This window comes from Longispora fulva (assembly GCF_015751905.1).
Taxonomy (GTDB): Bacteria; Actinomycetota; Actinomycetes; order Mycobacteriales; family Micromonosporaceae; genus Longispora; species Longispora fulva.
On sequence record NZ_JADOUF010000001.1, the window covers coordinates 1,950,152 to 1,970,703 of the forward strand.

At 73.2% G+C, this 20,552-nt stretch carries 20 protein-coding genes; 5 read left to right on the forward strand and 15 right to left on the reverse strand.

Annotation, left to right across the window (positions count from 1 at the left end; genetic code table 11):
* Positions 1 to 27: 27 nt before the first annotated feature.
* Both IW245_RS08605 and IW245_RS42115 read right to left on the reverse strand, forming a co-directional pair.
* A complete protein-coding gene (locus IW245_RS08605) occupies positions 28 to 1,011 on the reverse strand; it encodes an NAD-dependent epimerase/dehydratase family protein (RefSeq protein ID WP_197002653.1) in 984 nt (327 codons plus the stop codon).
* A gap of 39 nt (positions 1,012 to 1,050) precedes the next feature.
* The gene (locus tag IW245_RS42115; protein ID WP_197002654.1) at positions 1,051 to 4,122 is read right to left on the reverse strand and encodes a putative bifunctional diguanylate cyclase/phosphodiesterase; all 3,072 of its coding nucleotides are present in this window, start codon (positions 4,120 to 4,122) and stop codon (positions 1,051 to 1,053) included.
* A gap of 95 nt (positions 4,123 to 4,217) precedes the next feature.
* Between IW245_RS42115 and IW245_RS08615 the strand changes: the two genes are divergently transcribed.
* Positions 4,218 to 5,777 carry a DUF885 domain-containing protein gene (locus IW245_RS08615; RefSeq protein WP_197002655.1) on the forward strand — a complete coding sequence of 520 codons (1,560 nt, stop codon included), beginning with the start codon at positions 4,218 to 4,220 and terminating at the stop codon, positions 5,775 to 5,777.
* Positions 5,778 to 5,847: 70 nt separating this feature from the next.
* On the opposite strand, the gene IW245_RS08620 is transcribed toward IW245_RS08615, so the two are convergent.
* On the reverse strand, positions 5,848 to 6,738 hold the full coding sequence (locus IW245_RS08620) for an acetyltransferase (RefSeq protein WP_197002656.1): 891 nt from the start codon (positions 6,736 to 6,738) through the stop codon (positions 5,848 to 5,850).
* A gap of 159 nt (positions 6,739 to 6,897) precedes the next feature.
* Complete coding sequence (locus IW245_RS08625) at positions 6,898 to 8,832, reverse strand: M3 family metallopeptidase (protein WP_231398712.1); 1,935 nt, start codon at positions 8,830 to 8,832, stop codon at positions 6,898 to 6,900.
* A 135-nt stretch (positions 8,833 to 8,967) separates the two neighbouring features.
* Here IW245_RS08625 and IW245_RS08630 point away from each other — a divergent pair, with 135 nt between their 5' ends.
* The gene (locus IW245_RS08630) at positions 8,968 to 9,561 is read left to right on the forward strand and encodes a dihydrofolate reductase family protein (RefSeq protein WP_197002657.1); all 594 of its coding nucleotides are present in this window, start codon (positions 8,968 to 8,970) and stop codon (positions 9,559 to 9,561) included.
* An 80-nt stretch (positions 9,562 to 9,641) separates the two neighbouring features.
* Here IW245_RS08630 and IW245_RS08635 read toward each other — a convergent pair whose 3' ends face one another.
* Both IW245_RS08635 and IW245_RS08640 read right to left on the reverse strand, forming a co-directional pair.
* The gene (locus IW245_RS08635) at positions 9,642 to 9,980 is read right to left on the reverse strand and encodes a zinc ribbon domain-containing protein YjdM (RefSeq protein ID WP_197002658.1); all 339 of its coding nucleotides are present in this window, start codon (positions 9,978 to 9,980) and stop codon (positions 9,642 to 9,644) included.
* A 105-nt stretch (positions 9,981 to 10,085) separates the two neighbouring features.
* Positions 10,086 to 10,322: a hypothetical protein gene (locus IW245_RS08640; RefSeq protein ID WP_197002659.1), complete on the reverse strand. Its 237-nt coding sequence runs from the start codon at positions 10,320 to 10,322 to the stop codon at positions 10,086 to 10,088.
* A gap of 392 nt (positions 10,323 to 10,714) precedes the next feature.
* On the opposite strand from IW245_RS08640, the gene rox reads away from it, so the two are divergent.
* Entirely contained in the window at positions 10,715 to 12,139 is a 1,425-nt protein-coding gene (gene rox / locus IW245_RS08645) for a rifampin monooxygenase (protein ID WP_197008405.1), read from the forward strand.
* A 52-nt stretch (positions 12,140 to 12,191) separates the two neighbouring features.
* Here the strand turns inward: rox and IW245_RS08650 are convergent, their stop codons facing one another.
* The 3 genes from IW245_RS08650 to IW245_RS08660 all read right to left on the reverse strand — a co-directional run bounded on the left by IW245_RS08650 (position 12,192) and on the right by IW245_RS08660 (position 14,327).
* Positions 12,192 to 12,626: a GNAT family N-acetyltransferase gene (locus tag IW245_RS08650; RefSeq protein WP_197002660.1), complete on the reverse strand. Its 435-nt coding sequence runs from the start codon at positions 12,624 to 12,626 to the stop codon at positions 12,192 to 12,194.
* A gap of 93 nt (positions 12,627 to 12,719) precedes the next feature.
* The gene (locus IW245_RS08655; RefSeq protein WP_197002661.1) at positions 12,720 to 13,310 is read right to left on the reverse strand and encodes a cysteine hydrolase family protein; all 591 of its coding nucleotides are present in this window, start codon (positions 13,308 to 13,310) and stop codon (positions 12,720 to 12,722) included.
* A gap of 102 nt (positions 13,311 to 13,412) precedes the next feature.
* Positions 13,413 to 14,327, reverse strand: a complete 915-nt coding sequence (locus IW245_RS08660) for a GlxA family transcriptional regulator (RefSeq protein WP_197002662.1) — start codon at positions 14,325 to 14,327, stop codon at positions 13,413 to 13,415.
* A gap of 72 nt (positions 14,328 to 14,399) precedes the next feature.
* Here IW245_RS08660 and IW245_RS08665 point away from each other — a divergent pair, with 72 nt between their 5' ends.
* Positions 14,400 to 14,963 (forward strand): SecDF P1 head subdomain-containing protein, encoded by a 564-nt coding sequence (locus IW245_RS08665; RefSeq protein ID WP_197002663.1) that lies wholly within the window; start codon positions 14,400 to 14,402, stop codon positions 14,961 to 14,963.
* 37 nt (positions 14,964 to 15,000) lie between these two features.
* Here the strand turns inward: IW245_RS08665 and IW245_RS08670 are convergent, their stop codons facing one another.
* Both IW245_RS08670 and IW245_RS08675 read right to left on the reverse strand, forming a co-directional pair.
* Positions 15,001 to 15,468 carry a hypothetical protein gene (locus IW245_RS08670; protein WP_197002664.1) on the reverse strand — a complete coding sequence of 156 codons (468 nt, stop codon included), beginning with the start codon at positions 15,466 to 15,468 and terminating at the stop codon, positions 15,001 to 15,003.
* Positions 15,469 to 15,509: 41 nt separating this feature from the next.
* Positions 15,510 to 15,662 (reverse strand): hypothetical protein, encoded by a 153-nt coding sequence (locus IW245_RS08675; RefSeq protein WP_197002665.1) that lies wholly within the window; start codon positions 15,660 to 15,662, stop codon positions 15,510 to 15,512.
* A gap of 65 nt (positions 15,663 to 15,727) precedes the next feature.
* Between IW245_RS08675 and IW245_RS08680 the strand changes: the two genes are divergently transcribed.
* Positions 15,728 to 16,543 carry an alpha/beta fold hydrolase gene (locus tag IW245_RS08680; RefSeq protein WP_197002666.1) on the forward strand — a complete coding sequence of 272 codons (816 nt, stop codon included), beginning with the start codon at positions 15,728 to 15,730 and terminating at the stop codon, positions 16,541 to 16,543.
* Positions 16,544 to 16,601: 58 nt separating this feature from the next.
* On the opposite strand, the gene IW245_RS08685 is transcribed toward IW245_RS08680, so the two are convergent.
* The 4 genes from IW245_RS08685 to IW245_RS08700 are packed head-to-tail and all read right to left on the reverse strand — an operon-like array spanning position 16,602 to position 20,552.
* Entirely contained in the window at positions 16,602 to 17,093 is a 492-nt protein-coding gene (locus tag IW245_RS08685; protein ID WP_197002667.1) for an NUDIX hydrolase, read from the reverse strand.
* A gap of 14 nt (positions 17,094 to 17,107) precedes the next feature.
* On the reverse strand, positions 17,108 to 18,499 hold the full coding sequence (locus IW245_RS08690) for an alkaline phosphatase family protein (protein WP_197002668.1): 1,392 nt from the start codon (positions 18,497 to 18,499) through the stop codon (positions 17,108 to 17,110).
* Positions 18,496 to 19,704 carry a metabolite traffic protein EboE gene (gene eboE, locus IW245_RS08695; protein ID WP_197002669.1) on the reverse strand — a complete coding sequence of 403 codons (1,209 nt, stop codon included), beginning with the start codon at positions 19,702 to 19,704 and terminating at the stop codon, positions 18,496 to 18,498. The genes IW245_RS08690 and eboE overlap by 4 nt, the downstream gene beginning before the upstream one ends.
* Entirely contained in the window at positions 19,704 to 20,552 is an 849-nt protein-coding gene (locus tag IW245_RS08700; protein ID WP_197002670.1) for a TatD family hydrolase, read from the reverse strand. Before IW245_RS08700 ends, eboE begins: the two co-directional genes overlap by 1 nt.

A 20,552-nucleotide genomic window follows, 5' to 3' on the forward strand; every position in this document is an offset into this window, starting at 1 on the left:
TCAGTGGAACTGCCGGGATCCGGGTCGTCAGCGGGCGTGCCAGCTGGCCAGGAGTTCGGCCTCGCGTTCCGCCGACATCGCCTTCGCCGTCGCCGCCCCGCCGGCCAGCACGTCGCGGGCGGTCACCGCGACAGGGCGTACCCGCAGACCGGCCCGCAGGGACGCGGCCGGGTCGGCGGTGCTGGTCAGGTCCTCGGCGGGGTCGCCCTGCGACCACAGCGGGAGCGCCGCGGAGGTCACGCCGGCCTCGATCAGGAAGGCGTCGTCGACCCAGGTGAAGGTCGCGTCCGCGGCGCCGACGCCTGTGCGCACCTCCTCGAGCAGGTCCCGGAAGGTACCGGTCGCCGACGCGCCGACCAGGTGGTACGTCCCGCCCCGACCGTCGGCCACCGCGGCCAGGGTGAAGGCGGCGATGTCGCGGGCGTCGATCACCTGCATCGGCGCGTCGGGGTCGCCGGGCGCGAGGACCTCGCCGCCGCGGGCCACGCGGTGCGCCCAGTAGTCCAGTGTGCCGTGGTGGTCCCAGGGCCCGATCACGTAGGTGGGCCGGACGACCAGCGTGGACGGGCCGAACCTGTCGAATGCCACCCGCTCGCACAGCACCTTCAGGCCACCGTAGGCGGCGTCGGTCAGCTCGGTCGGGGCCGGGCCGTCGAACTCGTGCACCCGGCCGTCCTCGGTGAATCCGGGCGCCTCGGGGTCGTACACCGAGCTGGTCGAGATCAGCACGAACTGGCCGCCGCGGTCGCCGAGCGCGTCGGCGAGGGCGGTGACCTGGCCCGGGAGGTAGGCGCACACGTCGATCGTCGCGTCCCACTCCCCCTCGGCGAGGGCGGCGGTGAGCGCTTCCGGGTCGTCGCGGTCGGCCAGCAGGTGCCGGGCCTGCGATTCGAACAGGTCCGCGCCGGTGCGGCCCCGGTGCAGCAGGGTCAGCTCGTGGCCGGCCGCGAGGGCCGCGGTGGCGAGATGACGGCCGACGAACTTGGTACCACCGATCATCAGGATGCGCATCGCGCGATCGTATGTCGCGCCCCGGCCCGACCGTCAAGATCAATCTTTTCGCCCGAGCCAGCCGGTCGTCTCCTGCTCGGTCATGGGCTTGCTGAACAGGTAGCCCTGGCCGTGGGTGCACCCCATCGCGATGAGGATGTCGCGTTCGGCCGGGGTCTCGACGCCCTCGGCGACCACGGTCAGGCCCAGGGTCTCGGCGATCCCCACGATGCCGTCCACCAGGGCGCGTTGCGACGGGGACCGGTCGAGGCCGGTGATGAACGACCGGTCGATCTTCACCAGGTCCAGGGCCGTCTGCCGCAGGTAGCTCAGGGACGAGTACCCGGTGCCGAAGTCGTCGATGGCCACCCGCGCGCCGGCGGCCCGCAGCCGGGCCAGGTCGGTCCAGACCTGCTCGTTCTCGTCGAGGAGCAGGCTCTCGGTGATCTCCACGACCACCCGGTCCGGCGGCAGGCCGGCGGCGTGCATCTCGCGGAGGATCCCCGACACCATGCCCAGGCTGCGGAACTGGCGGACGGAGACGTTGATCCCGACGTAGGGTGCCGGGCCCGCGTCGCCGACCGGCCAGGACGCCGCGGCGGTGAGGGCGTGGCGCATCACCTGGATGCCGATCGGCACGATGAGTCCGGTCTCCTCGGCGACCGTGATGAACTCGGCGGGCGGCAGGGTGCCGCGCAGTGGGTGTTCCCAGCGGGCGAGCGCCTCCAGGCCGACCACCCGCGCGTCGACCAGGCGCACGATCGGCTGGTAGCGGACCGTGAACTCCCCGGCGGAGATCGCGCGGTCGAGGTCGGTGCGCAGGTTCATCCGCTCCACCATGGTGCTGTGCAGCTCGGGGTGGAAGCTGCGCCAGTGGCCCTTGCCGGCGTCCTTGGCCGCGTAGAGGGCGAGGTCGGCGTTGGACATCAGCTCGTCGGCGTCGGCGGCGAAGTCGGCGCTGGCGACCCCGACGCTGGCGTCGGCGCGGACGAGCTGTCCTCCGAGGCGGACCGGGACCGCCATCGCCGTGACCACCCGGCTGGCCACGTTCTCCACGGCCGTGCGGTCGGCGGCGTCCTCGATGAGGATCGCGAACTCGTCGCCGCCGAGCCGGGCGGCCAGGTCGTCGGGGCGCAGGACCTCCCGCAGCCGGGCGGCCACCTTGACCAGCAGTTCGTCGCCGACCGGGTGGCCGAGGGTGTCGTTGACCATCTTGAAGTCGTCGAGGTCGATGAGGATGACCCCCGCCTGGGTGCCGGTCAGGTGCGCCCGCAGCACGGCCTGGGTCACGCGCTCGGCGAACAGCGCCCGGTTGGCGAGGCCCGTGAGCGGGTCGTGGAACGCCCGGTGGGTCAGTTCCCGTTCGAGCTGGCGGCGTTCGGTGACGTCGTGCAGGGTGAGGACGAGCCCGCCGACCGTGGCGTCCCCGCTGAGGTCCCGGGCGGAGGCCTCGACCTCCACCGGGGCCGGGTCGCCGACCAGGGTCCACGACGCCTGGTGCTCGGCGGCCGTGGCGGACGGGTCACCGAGCCAGGCCAGCACGTCGGCCCGGTCCTCCTCCGCGAGGCGGTCGGGGAAGCTGGTCCCGAGGAACGCCGGGTCGCCGAACATCTCCGCGGCCGACGGGCTGCCGTAGCGGATGGTGCCGTCGCGGTTGAGGATCAGGATCACGTCCGAGGCGTTGTGCACGAGGGTGCGGAAGTACGCCTCGCTGTCGCGCCGGTGCACCTCGCCGGTCAGCTCGATCCGGGACAGCGCCATCGCAGCCTGCAGGGCCAGGACCTCCAGCGACGGCCGCAGTTCGGTCAGCGCGATCCGGTCGGCGTCGGCGGCGGCCACGTGCAGGGTGCCCTCGGCGGGTTCGCTGAGGCCGGTGGGCGCGAGTCGGCACCGCAGGACCAGCGGGAACCCCCGGAAGGCGCGCGCCAGGTCCGGCGGCAGCGCTGCGGGCTGGCACAGCGCCGCGTGTTCGGGCCACGCGCACCGGGCGTGGGCCGGTCCGCCCTGTCGCGGGCAGGTGGCGCAGTACTCCGGACCCGGCCCGGCGTCGCCGAGTTGGAGGAGCACCTTGTGCGGGGTCTGGGCCGGCAACAGGTCCGCCACAGCCCCCTCGACGACCCGGGCCACCTCGGCCCTGCTGGTGGCCGCGACGAACCGGACGCCGGCCGCCCGCACGCCGCGTTCGCGACCGAGGACCCGCAGGTTCTGGCGCATGGCGTCGATCAGCCGGGCCAGTACGAGGGCGGTGATGACGACCAGGGCGGTGGCGATCGGGATCCCGTTGTCCACCGGGCCGCGCACGGCTTCGGCGACCAGCAGTGCGGGCGGGATCAGGGCGCACACCGCGAGCAGGACGAGCCGTTGGACCGTCAGTTCGCTGGATCTGGCCAGGCCCGGTTCGGTCAGCCGGGTCATGCCCGGCCGCAGCGCCGCGAGGCCCCAGCTGGTCAGGAACACGAACCACACGGCGTCCACCGGGTGGCCGGGCACCCAGGCGCCCAGCTTCGTGGTGCTCTGGTAGACGACGTTGGCGGCGAAGAACGCGAGCCCGCCGGCGCCGAGCAGCAGAATGGTGGCCGTCCACCGGGCGCCGACGACCAGGCGCACCATGATGGAGAGCAGGAGCAGGTCGCCGAGCGGGTAGGCCACGGCGGCGATCTGTTGGATGGCGCCCAGGTAGCGGACGTTCGGGCTGCCGAGCCGGGGCGCGATCAGCAGGGTCCAGGAGATGGTGCCGGCGGCGGCGATCAGGGTCAGTCCGTCCAGGACGCTGGCCCGGCCGGTTCCCGCCGACCAGCGGGCGAATCCGGACAGGGCGGTGGCGAAGCTCACCAGTACCGAGAGATAGAAGATGTCGACGAGGAGGGACGTGGTTCCGAGCGACCGCCAGGGCCGGCCGAACAGCGGGGTGACGATGTCGGCCGCGACGAACAGGGCCATGCCGGCGGCGAGCAGCCACCACAGCCCGGGGTGCCTCGGCCGGTTGCGCCGGACGCCGACCAGGACGGCCGTGGCCGCACTGAAGCCGATCAGCACCCACAGCGGCCTGCGGACCGGTTCCGCCAGGTAGTAGGTGGCGGTCAGCAGGGTCACCCAGGCGACGAACACGCTCGACACGGCACGCGACGACACGGCATTCCTCCGACGTCGATGATACGCCCGGTTTGACCTGAATCAGGCGAATCCACGGATCGCGGGCCCCGCGAAGTTGATCTAGACTTCCCGGCGTGGAACTCCAGAATCTGGCCGACGAGGTGTGGGACGGCATCCTGGCCCGCGACCCGTGGGCCGCCGAGCGCGCCGGACGCGAGGTCACCGTCCTCCCCGACGGCGGGCCCGAGGCGGTGCACCGCCAGGCCGGGGCGGCCGCCGTGCTGCTCGACCGGCTCGACCGGCTCGCGGTGCCGGACGCCGACCGGCTGACCGCCGGCTACCTCCGCGACCATCTCGAGCACGAGGTGGCCGAGACGGAGCGGTTCTGGTACCGGTTCCCGGTCACCCCGTACAACGCGATGGTCCTCGGCGACCAGCGCGCCACCATGACCGGCGTCGACCTCGGCGCCCCCGACGGGCCCGAGCGGCTCCGGTCGCTGCTCGACTCGCACATCGGCGCGGTCGAGCAGATCCGGGCCACCCTCGCCGAGCAGCGCGCCCGGGGCGTGCACCTGCCGGGGTCGGCCGTCGGGGCCGCGCTGGAGTCGATGCGCGGCCACGCCACGGCCGCCGCGGCCCTCCCCGGGCCGGCCCCGGCGCTGGCCCGGCTCGGCGCGGCCTTCGACGCCCTGATCGCCGACATGACCGCCCACGCCGCCGCCGGCCCGGCCGAGGGCGGGATGCACCACTATCCGGGCGGGGCGGAGTGCTACGCCGGCCTGATCCGGCTGCACACCGGCCTGGACCTCACCGCAGAACACATTCACCGGATCGGCCTGTCCGAGGTCGACCGCCTGACGTCGCGGATCCGCGACGAACTGGGCATCGTCGACGAGGCGGCGCACCGGGCGAGGCTCAACGCCGACCCGGCGACGTTCGCCGCGGACCCGGCGGAGCTGGAGCGCCGGTTGCGGAGCCACCTGGACCGGGTGACGCCGATGCTGGCCGGACAGTTCGCGAGGCTGCCCGCCGCGCCGTTCCGGCTCACCCGGCTCGACCCGTCGCTGGAGGCCGGCCTGACCTGGGGGTACTACGACGTGCCCGGCGCCGACGGCTGCGGGTACTACCACTACAACGGCTCCGACCTGCCGAACCGGCCACTGGTGCAGGCCGCCAGCCTGATCCTGCACGAGGGGCTGCCCGGGCACCACCTGCAGATCGGCCGGCAGTTGGAGAACGACCGGCTGCACCCGGTGCGCCGCGAGTTCTCCACCCAGCGCACGTTCTCGATCGCCGGGTACTGCGAGGGCTGGGCCGAGTACGCCGCCGGCCTCGGCTACGAGTGGGGCCTCTACGAGGACCCGGTCGACCGGTACGGGCGGCTGTGCGCCGAGCGGTTCCACGCGGCGCGCCTGGTCGTCGACACCGGGCTGAACGCGCTGGGCTGGACGTTCGAGCGGGCCGGGAACTTCCTGCGCGGGACGGGCTTCCTCTCCGAGGTGGAGATCCGCACGGAACTGGTCCGGTACGCGGTGGACGATCCCGGGCAGGCCCTCGCCTACCACCTGGGGCACTGGTACCTGCGGGAGCTGCGCGGGACCGGCGACGCCCTGACGTTCCACGAGGCGGTGCTGGACGAGGGGCCGCTCCCACTGTGGCTGCTCGGCGAGCACCTCGCGCGGCAGGTGCCCTAAGGGGAGCCCGAACCGGGGTCAGCCCACGGGCCCCGGCCGCAACGACCGGCCAGGGCCCGTGGACCGGTGGCTACCCGGTCGCCGGTTCGAAGACGACCCGGGACCGCAGTTGCCGGAACCCGGTCCGTTCCAGCTCCGCCAGCACCGCCACCTTGTGGGCGTCCACGTCGGCGACCACCTCCCGGGCACCGTCGGCCGTCATGACCCGGACCGCCTCGGCGATCAGTTCACTGCGGACGGCCTCGTCGAGCACGCCCAGGTACGCCATCAGCGGGTAGCAGGCGACCCCGGCGGTGCCGACCAGGCCGACCGGCTCCCCGGCGTCCAGCGCGATCCGCCAGTCCCCGACCGGGCTCTTCAGCCAGGCCAGCGGGTCGGCGGCCAGGTCGACGCCGGCGACCGCGAGGGCCATCTCCGCGCCGGTGAGCACGTCCGGCTCGGCGACCCGGGCCACCAGGGCGTTGATCTCGGCGACGTCGACCGGCGCGCGGAAGGTGTACCGCCCGGACGACGCCGGCAGCGGGGTACCCGACCAGGTGGTTCTCAGCCGCTCACCCCGCTCGACCAGGCCGGCGAGCCGGGCCGCCGCCATCGGCGCCCGCATCACGGCGAGCACGTCCGGCTGGCGCCGCCAGTGCGCGGGCACGGCGGCGTAGTAGGACATCCGACCGCCGAGTGTCTCGTGGGCGGCGCGCAACAGCTCGGCCCCCACCTCCGGCTCGGCGTCGAGGTCGAACCGTTCCAGCCAGGGCGCGCCGATGGCGCCGGGCGGCAGGACCCAGGCCGCGCGGCCCACCACCCGGCCGGCCCGCAGGGCGACCCAGGTGCGTTCCGGGGTGTAGCCGCCGCCTGCGAGCCCGTCGGCGTAGCCGACCTTGCGCACCTGGGGCAGCGGGTCGGGCATGGAATCGAAGATGTTTTCCTCGCCCGCGACGAGCGGGCGGAAGACCAGATCGGTCATAGCGAACCTCCGGGCAGAGAGCGCCCCTGGTCAGATCCGCACGGACGCCGGAGCGCGGAAGGGGCGCAGAACATCGGACATTGTTCTGACCTCCCTTCCGGATCGTTGGCGTGCCGGGAAAACCTACTCGATGCCCGCGGTGGCCGCAAACCGGGGGTGTCAGGCGTCCAGCCACCGCCGGTAGGCGTCGAAGGTGAACTCCCGCCCCAGGAGGTCGCGGACCAGGTCGGCGGCCGGCGCGCTCGCCCCGGGCGCCAGCACCGCGGCGCGGTACCGGGCCGCCCGGGCTGGGTCCAGCAGGTTCGCGGGGTCGAACGCCGTCATCAGGTCCTTCGCGATGACCAGGCTCCACATGTACGTGTAGACGAACGCCGAGTAGCCGTCGAGGTGGCCGAACGACAGGTGCATCGTCGGGTCCTCGACATAGCGGTAGGGCAGGTGCCGCTCCGCGGAGGCCCGCTCGACGGCCACGGCGTCGACGTCGGGGCCGCCGTGCAGTTCGAGGCTGAGTGCCGCGTAGAACATCTGCTGGCGCACGTCCAGGCCCTTGCCGAACTCCTCGGCGGCCCGCATCCTGGCGACGGTCTCCGCGTCGATCGGCGCGCCGGTGTCCTGGTGGGTGGCGAACGTCGCCAGGGTGGCCGGGTCGCGCACCCACTCCTCGAGCAGCTGCGACGGGGCCTCGATGAAGTCGCGTTCGATGGCCATCCCCGAGTTGACCGACCATCGGACCTGGCCGCAGAACACGTGGTGCAGCAGGTGGCCGAACTCGTGGAAGAACGTGACCACGTCGGAGGGCTGCATCAGCGCCGGCTCGGCCGCGGGCCGCGGGAAGTTGCAGAGCAGAACACATTCGGGGGTACGCACGCCCCGCTTGCCGGTGACGATCCGGTACATCGCGGCGTGGCTGAACTTGTCGGCGCGCGGGAACATGTCCAGCCGGATCCGGCCGAGGAGCGCGCCGTCCTCGTACACGTCGAAGGTCTCGACGTCGGGGTGCCAGACCGGCACGTCCGGGCGGGCCCGGAACTCGATGCCGAACATCCGGCCGGCCACCGCCATCAGACCGGCCTTGACCCGCTCGTACTCGAAGAAGGGCCGCACCGTCCGGGAGTCGAACGCGAACCGCTCGGAGCGCACCCTGTCGGTGAGGTACCCGATGTCCCAGGGGCGGATCTCCCCGGCCGCCGGGTCGTCGACCCGTTTGCGTTCCAGCAGGGTCGCCACGTCGCGGTCCGCCCGGTCGGCGGCCATGGCGGACACGTCGGCGACGAACCCGGCGGCGGCCAGCTCCGAGCCGATCATCTTGTTCGCCGTGACGTAGTCGGCCCAGGTACCGAAGCCCAGGAGTGTGGCCAGCTCGTGCCGGCCGGCGAGCAGGTCGTCGAGCACGGCGACGTTGGCCGGGTGGCCGCGCCGCCGGTTGAGCCGCCACAGCGACTCGCGGGCGGCGCTGTCGGTGGCGTAGGTCAGGAAGGGCACCAGGTCCGGGTAGTTCGTCGTGACCGTGACCCGGCCGTCGGGGCCCGGCGGGTGGGCGGCGACATAGTCGGCGGGCAGGCCGGCCAGCGCCGCCGGGTCGAGGGCGGCCTCGCGGGTGTCGGCGGCGATGTTGCGGCCGAACGCCTGACCCAGTCCGACGAGGCGGCCGTGCAGCTCCCGGATCCGTTCCCGGGTCTCCTCGTCGCGGTCGACGCCGAGGAGCCGCATGTCGCGCAGTGCCCGGGTGACCAGGTGCCGGGTCGGGTCGTCCACGCCGGACAGGTCCAGGGCGGCCAGGGCCGCGTACACGGCCGGGTCCAGGGTGAACGCCGTGCCGGCCTGCACGATCAGCTGCTCGGTGGCCTCGGCGGCGGCCCGCAGCTCCGGGTCGGGGTGCGCCTGGCGGATGAGCGTCGAGACGTGCTGGGCGTTGTCGAGGGCGGCGCGGGCCTCGTCGTAGAGTTCCACGGCCTCGACGGCGGGCAGCCCGCCGGCCCGGGCGACGAACGCGGCCATGCCGGTACGGGCGGTGTCGATCGCCTGGGCCGCGGCGGTCCTCAGCTGGTCGGGGGTGCCGGTGAGCAAGGTGGTGGCGGCCGGAGTGTGAGACATGCCGGGCAGCCTACCGACGGGGGTCCACACCGCGCTGTCATTCCGCCGCCGGCCGACGCCGCCGGGCGCTGCCGCAGGACCGGCCCGATAGGATGATCATCTTCACAGAGTCCGTGGAATGACAGAGGAGCGACCGTGCGCATCGTGGTCATTGAGTTCATGAGCCTGGACGGCGTCGTACAGGCGCCCGGCGGCGCCGAGGAGGACACCGACGGCGGCTTCACCCAGGGCGGCTGGTCGCACCCGTTCTTCGACGCGGAGATCGGCGGCGCCTTCAATGACACCCTGACGGGGGCCGATGCGCTGCTGTTCGGGCGCCGCACCTGGCAGACGATGGCCGCCGCGTGGCCCGAGCGCGCCGGCGACCCGTTCGCCGACCGGATGAACTCCATCCACAAGTACGTCGTGTCCGCCACCCTGGGCGAGGACGACCTGACGTGGGACAACACCACGCGGATCGCCGGCGACGGGTTCGCTGCCGGAATCCGGGAGCTGCGCGGGACCGAGGGCGGCGACCTGGTCGTCATGGGGAGTCCCACACTGGTGCGGGGCCTGCTCGGCGAGGGCCTGGTCGACGAACTGCGGCTCGTGATCATGCCGGTGCTGGTCGGCGGCGGAAAGACGATCTTCCCGGCCGACGGCGGGCTGCGCACGCTGGAGCTGGTGTCCACGGTCACCAGCGGCACCGGGGTCAACGTGTGCACGTACCGACCGGTCGCCCAGGGGTAGCCCCCCATGTCCGGCGGCCGGGCGTGCCGGTCGCCGGTCGCCGGTTCAACCTGCCGCTGGCGGCGCGGAACCGGGCCGGGTCAGGCCTTCTTCACCACGTTCGACTTGAGCTGCATCGCACCGATCCCGTCGACCTTGCAGTCGATGTCGTGGTCGCCCACCCCGGCCACGAGCCGGATGTTGCGCACCTTCGTGCCCGCCTTGATCCCGGTCGGGCTGCCCTTGACCTTGAGGTTCTTGACCACCACGACCGTGTCGCCGTCGGCCAGCGCATTGCCGACCGAGTCGCGGATCACCCCGTCCTCGACGGGGGGCTCCGGGGTCCACTCGTGCGCGCACTCCGGGCAGACCAGCAGCGCGCCGCTCTCGTAGGTGTACTCGCTGGAACACTCGGGGCACGGCGGCAGGGTCTCGTCCATTGGATCACTGTATGGGTGCGTCCGGTGACCGCGCGCACCGGCTACGGCTCCCGTTTCGGCGCTCGGGGGTGGCCGACTCCGGTCGGCCACCCCCGCCCCGGCGCGTCAGGCGATCGGAACCCCGCCGTCGCCCTGGATGATCTGGTCCGGCTTGCCGTCCTGGTCGGCGTCCACGATGGTCACGTCGACCGTGCCGTCGCCGTCGGTGTCGAACTGGAACAGGTCGGCCTTGCCGTCCCCGTCCGTGTCGACCATCCAGATGTCCGGCCGGCCGTCGTCGTTGGTGTCGGACACGATCAGGTCGATGCGCTGGTCGCCCCGGGTGTTCGCGGTCTCGCTCATGCTTCCTCCTCGGTGAAGTACGAGGTCAACCTAGACCACCGGCGCGAACCCCACGCGCGGCGTGCCGACGTGGGACGCGGAACACTGGTCGCACCCTGGTGGGAAAGGAGTGGACCGGACGACGCCCGGGCTTGTAGTTTGCGGTGGACCGTGCGAACACCTGAGGAGGTGAGACCCATGAACGTAGTTTCGATGTGGGTGCTCCCTCCCGCCGTCACGGTCGGGCGATCGACGTAGGCGTCGCCGGGAGCGCCTCGCCCACCAGGCCCTCCCGAAAGGCACGACCTGTGCACTCTCCGCAGTTCACCGCCGAGCCGTCGTCGAACGACAGCGTCGAGCGACACGTCGCCGCGGGCGACGGCCCCGGACTCCCCGCCGACCGCGCGGCACCCATGTTCGACGTGATCATCGCCGGATGCGGGCCGACCGGTGCGATGCTGGCCGCCGAACTACGACTGCACGATGTGCGGGTACTCGTCCTGGAGCGGGAAACCGAGCCCGTGTCGTTCGTCCGCGTGGTCAGCCTGCACATCCGCAGTCTCGAGGTGATGGCGATGCGCGGGCTGCTGGACCGCCTCGTCGCACACGGACGACAGCGTCCGGTCGGCGGCATCTTCGCCGGCATCGCCACACCCGCGCCCGAGGGCCTGGACTCCGCGCACGCCTATCTGCTGGGCATCCCGCAGCCCGTCGTCGAACGTCTGCTCGCAGAACACGCCGTCGAACTGGGCGCGCAGGTCCGGCGCGGTCGCGCGGTGACCGGTTTCGCGCAGGACGACGAGGGTGTGACCGTCGAGCTGGCCGACGGGGAGCAGCTGCGTACCCGCTATCTCGTCGGCTGTGACGGCGCGCGCAGCGCGGTGCGCAAACAGCTCGGCGTCGCCTTCCCCGGCGAGCCCTCGCGAACCGAGACGCTGATGGGCGAGATGGAGGTCGGGGCGCCCCGGGAGGAGATCGCCGCCAGGATGGCCGAGGTCGTCGAGTCCACCCGGCGGTTCTGGCTCCGGCCCGCCGGCGTCGGGGTCTACAGCGTCGTGGTCCCCGCGGCGGGAGTCAGCGACCGCGCCGAGCCGCCCACCCTGGAGGATTTCCGGCACCAGTTGCGCGCGGTCGCCGGCACCGATTTCGGCGTGCACTCCCCGCGCTGGATGTCCCGCTTCGGGGACGCCACCCGGCTGGCCGAGCGTTACCGGGTCGGGCGGGTGCTCCTGGCCGGCGACGCGGCGCACATCCATCCGCCCGCCGGAGGTCAGGGCCTCAACCTGGGCGTGCAGGACGCGTTCAACCTCGGCTGGAAACTGGCCGCGCAGATCCGCGGCTGGGCGCTGGACACGCTGCTGGACACCTACCAGGCCGAACGTCACCCGGTCGCCGAGGACGTGTTGGACAACACCCGCGCCCAGATGGAACTGATGTCCGGCGAACCGGGCCCTCGGGCCGTGCGCAGGCTGCTCGCGGAACTGATGGACCTCGACCAGGTGAACCGCCGTCTGATCGAGAAGATCACCGCGATCGACATCCGCTATGACCTCGGCGAGGGCCCCGACCTGCTCGGCCGCCGCCTACCCGACATCGACCTGGCGCAGGGCCGCCTCTACGACCTGCTGCGTCGCGGCCGCGGTCTGCTGCTGGACCGCACCGGACGCCTGACCGTCGGCGGCTGGTCGGACCGGGTCGACCACCTCGCGGACCCCGGCGCGGCACTCGACGTCGCGTGCGTCCTGCTGCGCCCCGACGGCCACGTCGCCTGGATCGGCGACGATCAGCGGGACCTCGACGACCACCTCTCCCGCTGGTTCGGCGCGCCCGCCAGCTGACCTCACCCGTGCGGTGGTCCCGCCGCCACCCCGGAGCGGGTGGCGGCGGCGATCACAGCTGGACGCGGTACAGGATGAAGCCCCGGTTCTCCGCGACCTGGTCGTAGAGCCGGCGGGCGGTCGCGTTGGACTCCTGCGTGGACCAGTACACCCGGTCGCAGCCCCGGGCGCGCGCCCAGTCGGTCACGGCCCCGATCAGCGCCCGGGCGACCCCGCGCCCGCGGGCCTCGGCCGCGGTGAACAGGTCCTGCAGGTAGCACACGTCGTCGCCGGTGGTGTTGGCGTGCACCAGGAAGTGCGTGATCCCCACGAGCCGACCGTCGACCTTGGCCCCGAGTGCGTGCATCCTGGTGTCGGCCTGGAACTCCGCCCACGCCCGGTCGAAGCGCTCCGCCGGCAGGGTGCGGCCGTAGAAGGCGTTGTAGCCGCCGAAGAGGACCTCCCAGTCGGGACGGTCCGCCGGCTCGAGCCTCGCGATGTCGATCATGCCGACAGCCTATGCGACCGCCCACGGCCGGCCCCGGCCCGAGTCGTGACCGGTGCGCCCTGCGGGCGGGCCGCTCTGGGCGACCGCGGAGGGCTAGTGGCGGCGGGTGCTGGCCACGATGTTCGAGCGGACCGGCTCCGCACCGGCGATCCAGTCCGCGGTGGTCACCACGGCGGCGAACCCGGCGTGCAGGGCCACGAGCATCGCCCGGTGCAGTTCCTCCGCCGACACCTTGCCGGCCTCGTTGGCCAGGTCCAGGGTGCCGGTCGCGTCCGAGAGCAGCTCGACGGCCAGGCCGCGGTGGAACGCCTCGCGGGCCGTGGACTCGTCGCAGTGCTGCGTCATGTACCCGGCGATCGTCACCGTGTCCACGCCGTGCGCGACGAGCCAGTCGGCCAGGTCCGTACCCGTGAACGCCGAAGGCCAGGTCTTGTCGATCAGATGGTCGTACGGCCGGGCGGCCACCACGTCGACGAGTTCCCAGCCGGGGCTGCCGGTCGCGAAGATCGGCGCGCCGGCCTCCTCGGAGTGCCGGACGACCACGACCGGGACGCCAGCCGCGGTCGCGGCGTCCATCGCGGCGGCGATGTTGGGCAGGGACTCGGCCAGGGGCGGGTACGCGATGGGCAGCGCGCCGGTCACGTACTCGTTCTGGACGTCGATGATCAGGAGTGCCTTTGTCATGCGTCCAGCCTGCCCTCCCCGGCCGGGGGGCGGTGAGGGCCGTGCCGGCCCGCGACCGCAAGAATCCGGCCTCGGCCGGCCCGCCGCGACCGCGCGACGGGGTCAGGGCTGGCGGTAGTCGCGGGGCGGCACCCCGAACTCCGCCCGGAAATGCGGCCGCAGCGCCGTGGCCGAGGCGAACCCGCACCGCCGCGCGACCTCCTCCACCCCCAGGTCGGTGGTCTCCAGGAGGCGCTGGGCGCGCAGTACCCGCTGGTGCAGCAGCCACCGGGCCGGGGTCGTGCCGGTCACCTCCCGGAACCGCCGGTCGAACGCGCGCCGGGACATCGTGGCCCGCCGGGCCAGCTCGTCGACCGGGATGTCGTGGTCGAGGCGGTGCAGCGCCCAGTCCATGGCCAGGCCGACCGGGTCGCCGCGCAGCGGGGCCGGCACCGGCTCCTCGATGTACTGGGCCCGCTCCCCCGCCCGGTGCGGCGGCACGACCATCCGGCGGGCGATCCGGCCGGCCAGCTCCGCGCCCGACCGGTGCCGGATCAGGTGCAGGCACAGGTCGATCCCCGCGGCGCTGCCGGCGGAGGTGGCGATGTCGCCCTCGTCGACGTAGAGCTGGTCGGTGTCGACGAGAATCTTCGGGTACCGGGCCGCGAGCTCGGCGGCGTACCCCCAGTGCGTCACCGCCCGCCGGCCGTCGAGCAGCCCCGCCGCCGCCAGCACGAACGCGCCCACGCACAGCCCGACGACCGTCGCGCCCCGGGCGTGCGCCGCCCGCACCGCCTCGAGCACCGCCCCGGGCGGCGGCTCGAACGACGTCCGGTACGACGGGACGATCACCAGGTCGGCGTCGGCGAGCGCGTCGAGCCCGTACGGCGCCTCGACCACCAGCCCGCCGGTACTGGTCAGCCGGCCGGGTTCGCCGGCGACCATCCGCAGCTCGAATCCGGGCTCGCTGAACACGGAGGCGGGCACCGAGGTCTCGAACAGCCCGGCCCCGTCGAACACCAGCACCCCGACGATCATGGGCCCCACCTTAGGCGTCGTCCGGTCGCGGGCGTCGGGGGCACCTTGTCCGTACCGGTTAGATTCGCCGCTATGGATGAGAATCTGCAGGATCTCCCCCGTCCCCGGCGCGGCCGCCCACCGTCAGGGATGATCGTGCTCCTGGTCGTCGGCGCGCTGGTCGTCGTGGCGCTCCTGGTCACCGTTGTCGTCCTGGTGGCCAGGCCCGGTTCCGACGCGCCCTCCGCTACCGGTCACATCGCCCGGCCGGTCAGCCTGCTCCAGGTCACCGACGAGTACCCGGCGCCCTGCCGCACCGGGGACGTGCCGGCACCCCGGCCGGCCACGGACCGCTGCCTGACCCTGGGACCGGGCATGACGATCACCGAGGTCGCCCGGATCGAGGTGGCGTCGGGCGGCTCCGGCGACAGCGTGATCCGGATCAACCTGCGCCCCGACGACGGGCGGACGTTCACGGACCTCACCACCCGGGTGTCGCGGGAGTCCGATCCGCGCAACCGCCTCGCGATCGTGGTGGACGGCACGGTGGTGTCCGCGCCGACGGTGATGACACCGATCGTCGGCCCGGCGCTGGAGATCTCCGGCATGTTCACCCGGCAGGAGGCCCGCCGCCTGTTCGACGGCATCAGGGGCTGACCGGGCGGCACGGGCCGCGGCCTGCGGGCTCAGGACGTCAGCGGCGGCGGGCCACGGTCAGCGCCACCACGAACTGGCCCCCGCCGGGGTCGACGCTCGCGTCCACGGGCAGCCCGGGGGCCAGCCGGGAGAAGCGGTCCACGAGCCAGTCGGCCACCTGCTTCGCGTCGGCGCGGTCCACGCACCGGACCACGACCTCCCGGCCGCCCTTGCGGTCGAGCCGCTCGGCGACCGTGAGCAACGGCGCCGGGTCCATCAGGACGAGGTCCGCCGGCCAGGGGATCACGGGGGTGACCGCGCCCTTCTTCGTGTTGCAGCCCCGATGGGCCAGGCGTTCGGCGCCGGCGAAGTCGCGGGCGGCCTTCTTGCCGGACCGGGAACCCACCGACCTGCTGTCGACGCTGGCACCGCGCGGATCGTTCACCGAGATGTCCCGGTCGACGGGTTCGTCGCACACCCAGCAGCGCCAGCCGTCCTGGTCTGCCACGTCTTCGAGCTGGCTCATGCCGGACCGCCGATCGTCGGAAGGATTGTGGGCACCACAGGCTAGCGTTCCGCCACCGGGACGTCGCCCGCGACCTTGGTCCGCCGCGCGGCCCGGCTCAGGGCCATGGTCCGCGGCGCGGCCCTGATCAGGGCCGGGTAGGCCGCGCGGAGCCGGCGTCGGATCCGGCCGCGGCGTCGGGCCCGGATCGCCACGGGCACCCCGACCTGGGGATTAGGGTGGACGGGACCTGCATCGTGCGCACACGAGGAGCACCGTCATGGCTGCCACCGACAGGAGCCCCGGCCCGGGCGAATACGCCGAGGTCAACGGCATCAACCTGTACTTCGAGCGGCACGGGGCCGGGCGGCCGCTGATCCTGCTGCACGGCGGGCTGATGTCGGGCGAGACGTTCGGGCCGGTGCTGCCCGCGCTGGCCGAGCACCACCAGGTCATCGCCGTCGACCTGCAGGGGCACGGTCGCACCGCGGACATCGACCGGTCGCTCGACGTGCGGCTCATGGCCGACGACATCGGCGCCCTCATCGACCATCTCAGGCTGGACCGGCCGGACGTGGTGGGCTACTCACTCGGTGGCGGGGTGGCGCTGCACACCGCGGCGAAGTACCCGTCGAAGGTGGGTCGGCTCGTCACTGCCGCGGCGAACATCCGGCCCGACGCGGTCTATCCGGAGATCCGCGAGCAGCAGAAGCAGGTGAACGCGGCCGCGGCCGAGTTCATGAAGAGCACTCCGATGTACGAGTTGTACGCGCGGGTCGCGCCCCGCCCCGGGGACTTCCCCCGGCTGCTGGACAAGATCGGCGAGGCGATGGCGCGGGACTTCGACTTCACCGAGGACGTGCGCGGTCTGCGGGTGCCGACGCTCGTGGTCGCCGCCGACGCCGACATGGCACCGCCCAGCCACTACGTCGAGATCTTCGCCCTGCTCGGGGGCGGTCTCCGCGACGGCGGGTGGACGGGCGAGGGACGGCCGGAGGGTGGCCACGCGCTCGCGATCCTGCCGGGCCTGACGCACTACGACCTCGGGGACTCGCCGCTGTTCGCCACGGCCGTGCTGGCGTTCCTCGATCGGTAGCCGCGCTGAGGACACCGCGCGGCCGGAGGCCTCCCTGCACTCGGGCGGGCGGGACGCCTCACAGGCCCATGGCGATGGGCTCCGCCGGCGGGCCGTCAGCGAGCAGGGCCGCGAGGGCGTCCGGGAGCGCGCGCGGGGAGAAGACCCCGGGGCCCCGGTACCCGTCGAGTTCGGCTCTGGTCCACCACCGGAACTCCGTGACGTTCTCCGCGGCCAGTTCCGCCTCGGTCATCGAGCCCCTGGGCTCGAACTGGCCGGTGTGGACCAGGAAGTAGTCGTTGATCACGCCGTCGTATCCGGTGGCGTGGCCGGCGGCGACGACCTCCTGGTGCCAGACGTGCGGCGGGTCCGCGTCGAGGGCCAGGCCGATCTCCTCAACGAGTTCGCGCCGGAGGGCGTCGAGGGCTGACTCGCCCGGCTCCACGCCGCCGCCCGGGGTGGCCCACACCTCGACCGGCGCGTCGGGCTTGTCGAAGGTGAACCGGCACAGCAGGATCCGGCCGGAGTCGTCGAGGACGAGGGCGCGCGCGGCGGGGCGGAGTCGGGGCATGCCGTGGAGCGTAGCTACTCCGTCAGGCCCGCCAGGCGCAGGAGCAGCGCCTTCACCTCCGTCGCCGCGATCCGTTCGCGCGCCTCCGACGGGTCGGAGCACAGCAGCACCGGGGACTCCGCGGCGCTCGTCGGCAGCCGGCCGTGCGAGCCGCCGACCGCCTCGGCCCCGGCGTCGAGACCGACCACACTCATCAGGTACCGCATGCCGAGCTTCTTCCTCGCCAGCGCCACCCCGGCGCGCAGCTTCGCCGCCCCCGGCCCGGCCGGGTCGAACAGCAGTTCCGCCGGGTCGTAGCCGGGCTTGCGGTGGATCTCGACGAGTCTGGCGAAGTCCGGGGCGGCGGCCGGGTCGGTCCAGTAGTAGTAGGTGAACCAGGCGTCGGGTTCGGCGATCAGGACGAGTTCCCCGGAGCGTTCGTGGTCGAGGCCGTGGCGGGCCTTGCCGTCGGCGTCGAGCACCTCGGCGACGCCGGGGATCTCCGCGCACAGCTCGGCGACCTCCTTCACGTCGGCGGGGTCGGCGACGTACACGTGCGCGATCTGGTGGTCGGCGACGGCGAACGCCGGGGACGTCCACGGGTCCAGGTACTCCATCCCCGCCTGGGTGTGCACATTGAGCAGGCCGGCCTCGCGGAGCACCCGGTTGACGTGCACGGGCCGGCGGGCGGGCGTGATGCCGTACTCGGACAGGGCGACCACGGTGGCGCCCCGCGCGGCGGCGGCGTCGAGGAGCGGGCCGAGCACGCCGTCGAGTTGCGTCGCCGCGCGCACGGCCTCGGGGCCGGCGGGGCCGAAGCGTTGCAGGTCGTAGTCGAGGTGGGGCACGTAGACGAGGGTGAGGTCGGGGTCGCGGGTGTCCATCACGTACTCGGCGGCCCGGCAGATCCACGCCGACGACGCCATGCCGGCGCCCGGGCCCCAGAAGGAGAAAAGCGGGAAGACCCCGCAGTGCCGTTCCAGCTCGTCGTGCAGGTCTGGGGGGAACGTGTAGCAGTCGGGTTCCTTGCGGCCGTCGGCGCGGTAGACGGGCCGGGGGGTGACGGTCCAGTCGACGTCAGCGCCCATCGCGTACCACCAGCAGATGTTGGCGACGGTGTAGTCCGGGTACGCCCGGCGGGCCGCCTCCCAGATCTTGTCCCCGCCGACGAGTCGGTTGTGCTGGCGCCACAGCAGGACCTCGCCGAGGTCGCGGAAGTACCAGCCGTTGCCGACGATGCCGTGCTCGCTCGGCGGGGCGCCGGTGAGCAGGGTGGCCTGCACCGGGCAGGTCACTGCGGGCAGCACCGGGTCGAGGCGGGCCGTGAAGCCCTGATGGGTCGCCGCGCGCAGCCGGGGCATGTGGTCCAGCAGCGGCGGGGTCAGGCCGACGACGTCGATGACGACGAGGGGCGTCGGGCGGCTCACCGGGTCACCGCCACGGTGCCGGTACGGTCCGACGCGGCAGGCTCCGCGCCCGGATCAGGGCTGGCCGGAGCGGAACCCTCCGGGGTGAGGCCCAGGTCGAGGAGTTCGCGGTGCGCGAAGGCCACCTCGGCGGCGATGCCGGCCACCAGCGCAGCGTCGTCGCGGGGCCTGCGGTCGGCGGGCAGGACGTTCCAGGTGTACGTCTCCACCTCCAGGTGGTCGCACAGCGCTACCGGCCCCCCGACCAGGGCGGCCAGTCCGGCCCGCAGCACAGGTGTGGTGCCCGACAGTGGCGGCTCGGGGGCGGCGTGGATCGGCACGTGGAAGTGCACCCGCCACGGGCCGTCGGGGTCGGCGGCCAGTGCCTCGGGCAGGTCGTCGTAGGCGGCACCGGCGCGGGTGCGGGTCTGGTGCAGGAAGCGTGGCTCGGCGTACCCGGAGAGGATGTCCGCCGCGCCGCGCGGGTCTGTGACCTCCAGCGCGGCGGAGACCTGGGTCTTGACGACCGGGACGCCGGCGGCGGCGAGGCTGGCGACGGCCCTGGCCGGGTCCTCCCAGGCGCAGGCGAGGTGCGCGAGGTCCAGGCAGAGTCCGATCCGGTCGGGGTCGACGCCGGACAGGGCGGCGATCGCCTGGGGGGTGGTCTCCACGACGCAGCCGGGTTCCGGCTCGACGGCGACCCGGATGGCGCGGTGCTGCCGGGCGAGGCCCCGGGCGAGGTCGTCGAGCAGGCGCGCGGCCCCGTCGGCCTCGGCGGTCCCCCACGGGGTGCGCCAGCCGAACGGGAGGGTGGAGATCGAGCCCCGGGCCGCGTCGTCGGGCAGCAGGTCGGCGAGGATCAGGGCCAGGTCGAGGGTGTAGTCGAGGCGGCGGCGGTCAGTCCAGTCGGGCCGGTAGACGGCGTGTTTGACGACCGGGGCGTGGAACGTCTGGTACGGGAAGCCGTTGAAGGTGACGACCTCCAGGCCCCGGGCGTCGAGTTCGCGGCGCAGGAGAACGCGGAGGGCTCGATCCGCCGCGAGGGCGGCGGCGACCGGGGCGGCGAGCCACAGGCCCAGGCCGAGCACGTCGGCGTCGAGGGTCGCGCGGACCGGTGCGGCGAAGGTGTCGAGCTGGGCGAGAATGCCGGCCAAATCCTCGGCCGGATGGACGTTGGTGCAGTAGGCAAGGTGGACGACGGTGCCGTCGGGGTGGTTCAGCCGCATCAGGCACCGCCGCGCAGGATCGAGTTGCCCTCGAACGTGGGTTCCGTGCCGGCGGCGTCGAGTCGCAGCCTGCCGGACTGGCCGTAGAACTCGACGGGGTTGCGCCACAGCACCCGGTCGACGTCGTCGTCGGTGAACCCGGCGGCCAGCATCGCCTCGCCCGTGCGGAGCGTGAGCAGCGGATCGGAGCGGCCCCAGTCGGCCGCGGAGTTGATCAGGACCCGGTCCAGGCCGTGTTCGCGGAGGATGACGACCATCCGGTCCGGGGACATCTTCGTGTCGGGGTAGATGGAGAACCCCGTCCAGCAGCCGGCGTCGGCGACGGGCCGCACGGTCAGCTCGTTGAGGTGGTCGACGACGACCAGCCCCGGGTCGATGCCGGACTCCTTGACGACGTCGAGTGTGCGGGTCGTGCCGCGGGCCTTGTCGCGGTGCGGGGTGTGCACCAGGGCGGGGAGTTCGTGTTCGACCGCGAGGGCGAGTTGGGCGGCGAACACCTCGTCCTCGGCCGGGGTCATGGAGTCGTAGCCGATCTCGCCGACGGCGACGACCCGGTCCTTGGCCAGGTAGCGCGGCAGGATGTCGAGGACCTCCCGGCAGCGCGGGTCGTTGGCCTCCTTCGGGTTCAGCGCGATCGTGCAGTGGTGCGCGATCCCGAACTGGGCGGCCCGGAACGGCTCCCAGCCGATCAGGCCGTCGAAGTAGTCGGTGAACGAGCCCACCGACGTGCGCGGCTGCCCGAGCCAGAACGACGGCTCGACCAGGGCCTTCACCCCGGCGGCGGCCATGCGTTCGTAGTCGTCGGTGGTGCGCGACGTCATGTGGATGTGCGGGTCGAAGATACGCAA